The sequence below is a fragment of the Burkholderia sp. Ac-20384 genome (assembly GCF_017104605.1).
Classification (GTDB): Bacteria; Pseudomonadota; Gammaproteobacteria; order Burkholderiales; family Burkholderiaceae; genus Burkholderia; species Burkholderia lata.
In genome coordinates this window covers 1-9,630 of sequence record NZ_JAAGPE010000324.1, presented here as the reverse complement: position 1 = coordinate 9,630, position 9,630 = coordinate 1, and the positions used below count along the sequence as shown (strand labels likewise).

Genomic DNA, 9,630 nt, shown 5'->3' with positions numbered 1-9,630 from the left:
CGCGGCGGCCCGCTGACGGTGACCGACTGCAACGTGATGCTCGGCAAGATCCAGCCCGATCATTTCCCGCGTGTATTCGGCCCGCACGCGGACGAACCGCTCGACCGCGACGGCGTGGTCGCGAAGTTCGCGGCGCTCGCCGACGAGATCCACACGGCCACCGGGCGGCGCGAGACGCCCGAGGCGCTCGCCGAAGGTTTCCTGGAAATCGCGATCGGCAGCATGGCGAACGCGATCAAGAAGATTTCCGTGCAGCGCGGCCACGACGTGTCGCGCTACGTGCTGACGACGTTCGGCGGCGCGGGCGGCCAGCACGCGTGCGGCGTGGCCGACGCGCTCGGGATGACGCAGGTGTTCGCGCATCCGCTCGCGGGCGTGCTGTCCGCGTACGGGATGGGCCTCGCCGACCAGACCGCGATGCGCGAGCGCGCGGTCGAGGCCGTGTTGTCGGACGATTCGCTGCCGGCGCTGAATGCGGCGCTCGACCGGCTGGCTGACGAGGCCGTCGGCGCGCTGCTCGAACAGGGCGTGCCGCCGGTGCGGATCGCGACCGAGCGCCGTGTGCACCTGCGCTACCAGGGCACCGATTCGGCGCTCGACGTGCCGGCGGGCAGCGTCGCCGAGATGCAGCAGGCGTTCGAGGCCGCATACCGGCAGCGCTACGCGTTCCTGATGCCGGGCACGCCGCTCGTTGCCGAACTCGCGTCGGTCGAGGCGATCGGCCGCTCGGACGCGCCGGTGGAAATCGCGCCGCTGGCGCCGCGCAACGCAGGCAACGGCGACGATGCCGCGCTGCGCGCCCATTCCGCGGTGCGCTTCTATTCCGGTGGCCAATGGCACGACGCGGCGCTCTACGTGCGCGACACGCTGCTGGCCGGCGACGCGATCGACGGCCCGGCGATCGTCGCGGAGAAGAACGGCACGACCGTCGTCGAACCCGGCTGGCGCGCCGAGATGACCGCGCAGGGCAACCTCGTGCTGACGCGCACCACGCCGCTGCCGACGCGCCGCTCGCTCGGCACCGACGCCGACCCGGTGCGGCTCGAGATCTTCAACAACCTGTTCATGTCGATTGCCGAGCAGATGGGGCTGCGGCTGCAGAACACCGCGTACTCGGTGAACATCAAGGAGCGCCTCGACTTCTCGTGCGCGATCTTCGACGGCGACGGCAACCTGATCGCGAACGCGCCGCACATGCCCGTGCACCTCGGCTCGATGGGCGAGAGCATCCGCACGGTGATCGAGCGCAACCGCGGCCGCATGCGTGACGGCGACGTGTTCATGCTGAACGACCCGTATCACGGCGGCACGCACCTGCCGGACGTGACGGTCATCACGCCGGTGTTCGCGGACGGCTCGGACGCCCCGCTGTTCTACGTCGGCTCGCGCGGCCACCACGCGGACATCGGCGGCACGACGCCGGGCTCGATGCCGCCCGATTCGACCCACATCGACGAGGAGGGCGTGCTGATCGACAACTGGCAGCTGGTGTCGGCCGGCACGCTGCGCGATGCGGAGACCCGCGCGCTGCTCGCGTCGGGCCGCTATCCGGCGCGCAACGTCGAGCAGAACATGGCCGACCTGCGCGCGCAGGTCGCCGCGAACCAGAAGGGTGTCGACGAGCTGCGCCGGATGGTCGCGCAGTTCGGCCGCGACGTCGTGCTCGCGTTCATGGGGTACGTGCAGGACAACGCGGAAGAGGCCGTGCGGCGCGTGATCGGCGCGCTGCAGGACGGCGCGTATCGCTACCCGCTCGACAACGGCGCGGAGATCCGCGTCGCGATCCGCGTCGACCGGGCGGCGCGGCGCGCGGAGATCGACTTCACGGGCACGTCCGCGCAGCTCGGCAACAACTTCAACGCGCCGAAGGCCGTCTGCATGGCGGCCGTGCTGTACGTGTTCCGCACGCTGGTCGGCGACGACATCCCGCTGAACGCCGGCTGCCTGAAGCCGCTCACGGTGATCGTGCCCGCCCGCTCGATGCTGAATCCCGAGTATCCGGCGGCGGTCGTGTCGGGCAACGTCGAGACGTCGTCGGCCATCACCAACGCGCTGTACGGCGCGCTCGGCTGCGTCGCGTCGAGCCAGGGAACGATGAATAACTTCACATTCGGTAACGATCGCTACCAGTACTACGAGACGATTGCGGGCGGCAGTGGCGCCGGCGACGGTTTCGCGGGTGTCGGCGCGGTGCAGACGCACATGACCAACTCGCGGCTCACCGATCCGGAGGTGCTCGAATGGCGCTACCCGGTGCGGCTCGACTCGCACCGGATCCGCGCCGGATCGGGCGGCGGCGGGCGCTGGCGCGGCGGCGACGGCGCGGTGCGGCGGATCCGCTTCCTGGAGCCGATGACCGCGTCGATCCTGTCGAACAACCGGATCCACGCGCCGTTCGGCGCGGCGGGCGGCGAGGCCGGCGCGCTCGGCCGCAACACGATCGAGCGCGCGGACGGCACGGTCGAGGCGCTCGACCATATCGGCCGCGCGCAGATGACGCCGGGCGACGTGTTCGTCGTCGAAACGCCGGGCGGCGGCGGATACGGCGCGGCGGGCTGAGCCGTGCAACCGGCACCGGCGCCCCACGCCGGTGCTCGAACGGCATTGCAACGGACTGTGGAATAAAGTCGCGCATTAACGCACAAAAAGAATCAAATTCGACGGAAAGTCGGGTCGCCAGACGGCGATCCGACCCTGTCGTCAAGGTCTTGTCACAGTGCTTTCCGCGATTGCCGGAATCAGCCGCAAATGCCCGCCTGGCGGGGCGCTCAGCCCGATTCGCCGAACCCGTTGCGCACCGCCGCAGCCGCAATTGAGCGAGCTGCCAATCATGAAAAATCCGGCTTGCCAATCGAGTCCCAATTCCTTGACACTCTGCTCTAAATGTGAGTGCCAATCCTGATCGTCATTTGATAAGATGGCTCTCATCATTCGTTAGGCAGCACCTGCGCGCATGACGCGCGAACGCCGGGTCGCATTAGCGGGAAACAAGTACGGGACGAGGCCCATCATCACGGCAATCACGGTCGCCTTGCCGGGCGCGCACGACGCGCGGCCCGGAACGGCGGTCGGCCGGCTCGCCTCCGTCTACACTGTGCGTTTTTTCTGGATCGGGGCGTCTCCATGGATGACGAAAACGATAGCGCGGTGCTCGAGGCGCACGTCGGTACGCGCAGCCCCTGCTGGCGTCTCGGCAGCGACAGCAATGCACTCGAACTGGCGGCCGTCCGCGGCCTGACCAATGTTGCCGTCGCGCTGACGGGCGAACAGGCCGCGCACATTCGCGCGCTGACCGGTGTCACGTCGCACCTCGTGCTCGACATCACGCTGTACGGCGAACCGGTTCGCCTCCATCTCGTCGGCCGAAAGGTCGACACGACCAACTGGGCCGGCACGGCGTCCGCCTATTCCGATGCCGAGTCCGTCGCGGGCGATCTCGCGAACGGGCTCGCGTTCGCCGAGCAGGTCGTGTCCGAAGTGAATTCGCTCGTGGTGATTCTCGACCGCAACGGGATGGTGCAGCGCTTCAACCGCCTGTGCGAGGAAGTGACGGGCAAGCGCGAGGTCGACGTGATCGGCCGCAGTGCGTTCGAGCTGTTCATGACCCCCGAGCAGGGCGCGCAGTCGCGCAGCAACATCACGGGCTTTTTTGCGAGCAACCACTCGTTCGCGGTCGAGCGCTACATCAACACGGTCAACGGGCCGCGGCTGTTCCAGTTCCGCAACAAGTTCGTGCAGAGCGGCAGCGGCGTCGAAGAGCAGTTCCTGATCTGCTCGGGCATCGACATTACCGAGGAGCGCAGCGCGCAGCAGCGGCTCACCGAACTCGCGAACACCGACGTGCTGACCGGCCTGCCGAACCGCCATGCGATCAGCGAGCGCATCCACGCGGCGATCGCGGCCGAGACGGCCGCGACGCGCGGGCAGGTCGGCATCCTGTTCCTCGATCTCGACAACTTCAAGCGCGTCAACGATCACTACGGGCACATCACCGGCGACCGGCTGCTGCAGGACGTGTCGGCGATCATCAGCGGCTGCCTGCCGTCCGGCGCGACGCTCGCGCGGCTCGGCGGCGACGAATTCCTCGTGCTGTTCGAGCACGGCACGCGGCCGCTGCTCGAAGCGACCGCGCAGATCATTCTCGAACGGCTGCGCACGCCGATTCATCTCGGGCTGATGGAGGTCTACACGAGCTGCTCGATCGGCATCGCGATGCATCCGCAGCACGGCGATTCGCTCGAGACGCTGATCCGCAGCGCCGATACGGCCATGTACGTCGCGAAGGAAGAGGGCAAGCATACGTATCGCGTGTTCTCGCTGGAGATGAACCAGAAGGTCGCGAAGTACATGTGGCTCGACACGAACCTGCGCAAGGCGCTCGAAGAGGAGCAGTTCGTGCTGCACTACCAGCCGGTCGTCGATATCGCGACCGGCGACGTGCACGGGGTCGAGGCGCTGGTCCGCTGGCAGTCGCCCGATCGCGGGCTCGTCGCGCCGGTCGAGTTCATCCGCTTCGCGGAGGAGTCGGGCCTGATCGCGCCGCTCGGGCGCTGGGTGATGCGTACCGCGGCTGCGCAGGCCGCCGCATGGAAGGCGAAGGGGCTCGGCATCCGGATCGCGGTGAACGTGTCCGCGCGGCAGTTGCAGGACATGAACATCGTGCACCAGATGGCGTCGATCCTCGACGCGGCGGGGCTCAAGCCCGGCCTGCTTGACATCGAGCTGACCGAGAGCTGCTTCATCGAGGACGAGGATGCCGCCAACGGGCTGATGCGGCAGTTCCGCCAGCTTGGCGCGGAGATCCATCTCGACGATTTCGGCACCGGCTATTCGTCGCTGTCGCAGTTGTCGCGCCTGCCGCTCGACGCGATCAAGCTCGATCGCACGTTCATTACGGCCATCGACCGCAATCCGCGCTCGCAGGCGCTGGTGCGCTCGGTCGTGTCGCTCGCGAAGGCGCTGAATTTCGCGGTGGTCGCCGAAGGCGTCGAAACGCATGCGGAAGCCGAATTCCTCAAGCAACTCGACGTCGATCATGCGCAGGGCTACTACTACGCCCGCCCGATGCCGGCACAGGCGTTCGAGGCGTGGCTCGCGGAGACGAGAAAGCTCAGGCTGATCGCCTGAGCTTCGTTCACGAACGGGCGCCGTCGGCCAGCGGCGGCGCCCGCCGCATTACACCGTGCGCAGCTTCGACACGCGCCGGTTCTGCAGCATCACGAGGCGTTCCATATACGCGAGATCCTTCGGCTCGATCGTGAACGCCGCATGCACCCACGCTTCCGTGATGTCCATCAGCTCGGAGCGCGTGAGCTGGAACACCCGCTCGCGCGCGCGCAGCATCGCGCGCACGCCGTTCAGCTTCGGCTTCATCACGTCGATGAAGGTGCGCGTCGCGAGATACGCATCGCCCGCGTCGAACGTCTGGTCGACCAGGCCGCGATCCTCGTACCACTCGGCTGCGTGCGCTTCACCGGTCGAGATCAGTTGCTCCGCAACGCCCCGATCGGCCTTGCGCGCGACGAGCGAATAGCCGCCCATGCCCGGGAACAGATTGAACGCGATCTCGGGGAACCCGAGCTTCACGCCCTTCTGCGCGAGCATGTAGTGATGCGCGAGCGCGGCCTCGAAACCACCGCCGAGCGCGCTGCCCTCGACCATCGCGATCGAGATCGCCCCGGTGCCGAAGCCCGTGTAGATCTCGTACACGCCGTCGATGCACGAGCGCGCATAGGCCATCAGCAGGTCACGCTTGCCGCTGCGGATCGCGTCGACGAAAAAGCTCAGGTCGCCGCCGACGTTGAACAGCTCGGGGACGAGCGAGCCCGTCACCCAGAAGTCGAACGGCAGGCCCGAGTCGCGTGCAACGCGTGCGAGATGGATGATGTCGGTAACGAGTTGCTGGTTGAAGCACGGCCGCGGCTCCGATCGCAGCATCATCCACATGACATTACGTCCCTCTTCATAAAAGGCTGTCAGTTGCGTGAGTTCGCCGGCTTCATAAAACGGGCGGCACGCGGGATGGGATTGGAGTTGCATGGTATGTCCTCGTGAGATGTGGTTTTCGAAGACCGTCGCGCCCGGTGCCGTGCGGGAGGCGAGTGTCCCGCAGGGCGCCGGGCGCGAGGCATCGCCATTGTTGCGCGCGCACATTCGGCGTATCTGTGGAATGGGTCACCGGAAAGCCGCGCGGGCCCATGCAGGCGGCGGTCGAGGACAAGCGGTCGAGGAGCGGGGAGCGTCAGGCCGGGCCGGTATCGCGGCGTTCCGGACGTGACGACGGAATGCGGGCAGGCCGCATGACGGCAAACATGCGAGCGGCGCGGCAATGCCGCGTGCGACGCAGGCAGTCGTAACCGTGCATTGGCAATGCGGGGGCGTGTCGCAGCGGCTCGTCGTGCAGGGTATTCACCGGTGCCGACGGGTATCCGCCGGATTTTTTGCAGCGTTAAAATCGCGCGCCCGTTCATTTGTGCGCGCCCGGTTCCGCGCACCGGCGTGCGGCTCTCCTCTCCGGCATGCATCCGACGGTACTTGCCAGAGTTGGGCGGCTTCAGCCAACATTCGCATCCGGCACGGCTGCGCGTTCCGAGCGCGGCCGGCATGGAGGAGAACACGCATGTCAGAAAAACATCGGGTCCTGGTGCTGGACGACGATCCAGATGTGCGCGCCTGGCTAAGGGGGGTGTTGGAAGAGGCCGGGTTCGACGTATCGACGGCCGACAGCGCCGCGATGATGCAGCAGCAACTGGCCGCCGCGCCGCACGCGCTCGTCATTCTCGACCTGAAGCTGCGCGGTGAGGATGGCCTGACGGTGGCGCGCGAGCTGCGGCGCCGGTCCGACGTTTCGATCATCATGATCAGCGGGCTGGGCGACGAGACGGACCGTGTGCTCGGCCTCGAAACCGCAGCGGACGATTTCATCACGAAGCCGGTGTCCGGGCGCGAGCTGATCGCGCGCGTGCGCGCGCAGCTGCGCCGCACGACCGAGCTGTCGATGCCGCGTCCCGCTCCGAACGGCGGTGGCCCGCGCTTCTGCTTCGACGGCTGGACGCTCGACTGCGCCGCACGAACGCTGACGCACGGCGGCAATCCGTGTCCGCTCACGCAGGGCGAGTTCGAGCTGCTGGCGGCGATGGTGCAGCAACCGTCGCGTGTCTGGTCTCGCGAACAGCTGCTGGAGCGCACGCGCGGCTTCGGCGTCGACATCGACGTCTACGATCGCACGATCGACGTGCTGATCCTGCGCCTGCGCCGCAAGATCGAACCGAACCCCGAGCACCCGACCTATATCCGCACGCAGCGCGGTGCCGGCTACGTGTTTTCGGTGCCGGTCGTGCGCGTGTGACGCGATGCGCATGAACCCTATCCCGTTGCCGTCGTGGAGCGTACGGGCCAAGCTGATCGTGACGTTCCTCGTGCTGTTCGGCATCACGCTGGCGGTCGTGGTGGTCGGCGTGCTCGGCATGCGCGCGAACCAGAACGCGCTCGACGAATACGAGGCGAACGTCGTGCCGGAGATCGCGCGTGCGCTCGAGCTGTCCGACAAGGTCGCGCAACTCGCCGCGGTCGCGCCGAGCATGATGTCGACCGATTCGCCGGACCTGCTGCACAGCGATTCCGAACTGCTGCACGGGCTGCTCGGCGACATCCGGCGACTGTCGCCTGGCTTCGGCAAGCCGACGGGTACGGCCGAGAAGGCGGGCGACCGGCTCGCGGTGATCGACGATCTGGATGCGATCGACCAGGATCTGGCGCGGCTGCTGCTCGTATCGGGCCGGCAGCAGCAGCTCAAGGCGGAACTGAGCGAACTGCGTGCCGCGACCGACGGCATCGGCGACAGCATCGCGCGCCAGAAAGGGTTGATCGCCCGGCAAGCGCCGACGCTGCTGGAAATCTGGGCGCGCACGACCGGCGCATTGCAGGCGACGAACGCGGCGGAGCTCGGCAGCGCGGAGAGCGACAACGAGGCGCTGTGGCTGCGGGTGCGAGAGCGCGGCGAGGATCGCAGCCAGCGGGCGCTCGCCGAGACGTTGCAGCGGCTCGACGGCGCCGCGCGCAACGTGTTCGCGGTGCGTCGGGAGTTTCTGTCGAGCGAAGCGCAGACGAGCTATCTCGTCACGCTGTTGCGCGGTCACGCCGATCACCTCAGCGGCAAGTCCGCGCGCTACGTCGAGCGCTTGCGTCAGATCGCGAGCGAGCGCAGCGACAAGGTGCGCAAGGTCGCGGTGTCGAGCCAGTCAGGCCTGCTGCTGCTGGCTGTCGCCGGCGTCGGGGTGGCGTTGCTCGGCGTGGCGTACGTCAGCCGCATCCTGCACAAGCTGCAGGCAATGACGCGCGTGATGACGCGCCTCGCGAAGGGCATCACGTCGGACGCGATGCCGTCGATGCACCGGCCGGACGAAATTGGCGAGCTGGCGCGCGCGTTCGAGGTGTTTCGCACCAACCTGATCGAGAAGGAGCAACTGACCCAGGGGCTCGAAGCCCAGCGCCGCCTGCAGGAATCGGTGCTCAACTCGATGAACGACGGCGTCTCCGTGCACGACACGCAAGGCGGCCTGGTCGCGTGGAACCCGACGTTCGCGAAGCTGCTCGGCATCGACGCGTCCGCGTTGCGGGCGGGCCTGCCGCTCGTTGCCCTGCGCGAAGCGCTGGCCCGCCCCGCCCGGTGGCACCAGGTCTCGACCGAGACCGCGACGCACACGTCGGACGGCGTGCGCGTCGCCGCGTCCGCCGAGTTGCACCTGAGCGACCGGCGCACGCTCGAATTCCACTGTCAGCCGTTGCCGGACGGCGGCTGGGTATCGGTATGCCGGGACCTGACGAGCCGCCGCGCGGTCGAGGCAGAACTGCGTCAGGCGCAGAAGATGGAGGTGCTCGGCCAGCTGACGGGCGGGGTCGCGCACGATTTCAACAATTTTCTCGTCCCGATTCTGGGCAACCTCGAATTGTTGCTGCCGCGACTCGACGGGCAGCGCGACACGCAGACGATGGCCGAACGCGCGCGTCACGCGGCCGAGCGCGCGTCGCGGCTCACGCGGCGGCTGCTCGCGTTCGCGCGGCGTCAGCCGCTGCAGGCCGAGCGCGTGTCGGTGCGGGCGATGCTCGCGGAAATGCTCGACCTCGTCGAATATTCGGCGGGGCAGCGCGTGACCGTCGTGCTGGAGCCGGCTGCCGACACGATGTGGGTGAACGTCGACCGCGGTCAGCTCGAGAACGCGGTGCTCAACCTGACGCTCAACAGCGCGGCGGCGATGCCGGACGGCGGGACGCTCACGCTGTCCGCGCATCGCGAGCCGGCGTCCGATGCAACGGGCGACCCGGCGACGATCGTGCTGAGCGTGACGGATACCGGGTGCGGCATCGCGTCCGTGCTGCTCGACAAGGTGATCGAGCCGTTTTTCACGACCAAGGCCGCAGGCGAAGGTAGCGGGCTCGGCCTCAGCAGCGTGTACGGGTTTGTCCGGCAAAGTGGCGGCGATTTGCGGATTCACAGCGCGTTCGGCCGGCCACCGAACGGGCATCGGCCTCGCCTGGACCGACCTCGACAGCCCGCTAAAGCGCGCGTTCGTCGCCGCGCTCGAGCAGGTGACGGCAGCATCGAGCAACAACGGCGGGCAATAACGGCAG

The 9,630-nt window shown here is 67.9% G+C and carries 4 protein-coding genes and 2 pseudogenes; 5 read left to right on the top strand and 1 reads right to left on the bottom strand.

Annotated features, from left to right (window positions below; genetic code table 11):
- Nucleotides 1–2,559 (top strand): hydantoinase B/oxoprolinase family protein (locus G3O00_RS35760; protein WP_206145810.1); only part of this gene is annotated, 2,559 nt, incomplete at its 5' end.
- 564 nt (nt 2,560–3,123) lie between these two features.
- Nucleotides 3,124–5,127 carry a cyclic di-GMP phosphodiesterase gene (pdeR, locus tag G3O00_RS35755; RefSeq protein WP_206145809.1) on the top strand — a complete coding sequence of 668 codons (2,004 nt, stop codon included), beginning with the start codon at nt 3,124–3,126 and terminating at the stop codon, nt 5,125–5,127.
- 48 nt (nt 5,128–5,175) lie between these two features.
- Here the strand turns inward: pdeR and G3O00_RS35750 are convergent, their stop codons facing one another.
- Nucleotides 5,176–6,039, bottom strand: a complete 864-nt coding sequence (locus G3O00_RS35750) for a crotonase/enoyl-CoA hydratase family protein (protein WP_011356164.1) — start codon at nt 6,037–6,039, stop codon at nt 5,176–5,178.
- 580 nt (nt 6,040–6,619) lie between these two features.
- Here G3O00_RS35750 and G3O00_RS35745 point away from each other — a divergent pair.
- The 3 genes and pseudogenes from G3O00_RS35745 to G3O00_RS44190 all read left to right on the top strand — a co-directional run.
- Nucleotides 6,620–7,348 carry a response regulator transcription factor gene (locus tag G3O00_RS35745; protein WP_174934313.1) on the top strand — a complete coding sequence of 243 codons (729 nt, stop codon included), beginning with the start codon at nt 6,620–6,622 and terminating at the stop codon, nt 7,346–7,348.
- Nucleotides 7,349–7,352: 4 nt separating this feature from the next.
- Nucleotides 7,353–9,443 (top strand): annotated as a pseudogene (locus tag G3O00_RS35740) (PAS-domain containing protein); the annotation flags it as partial.
- Between the two features lie 61 nt (nt 9,444–9,504).
- Nucleotides 9,505–9,624 (top strand): annotated as a pseudogene (locus tag G3O00_RS44190) (LysR family transcriptional regulator); the annotation flags it as partial.
- Nucleotides 9,625–9,630: the final 6 nt, after the last annotated feature.

Excerpts from the sequence above, each read along its gene's own strand:
- pdeR (WP_206145809.1), top strand. The coding sequence starts at position 3,124 with ATGGATGACGAAAACGATAGCGCGGTGCTCGAGGCGCACGTCGGTACG.
- G3O00_RS35750 (WP_011356164.1), bottom strand. The coding sequence starts at position 6,039 with ATGCAACTCCAATCCCATCCCGCGTGCCGCCCGTTTTATGAAGCCGGC.
- G3O00_RS35745 (WP_174934313.1), top strand. The coding sequence starts at position 6,620 with ATGTCAGAAAAACATCGGGTCCTGGTGCTGGACGACGATCCAGATGTG.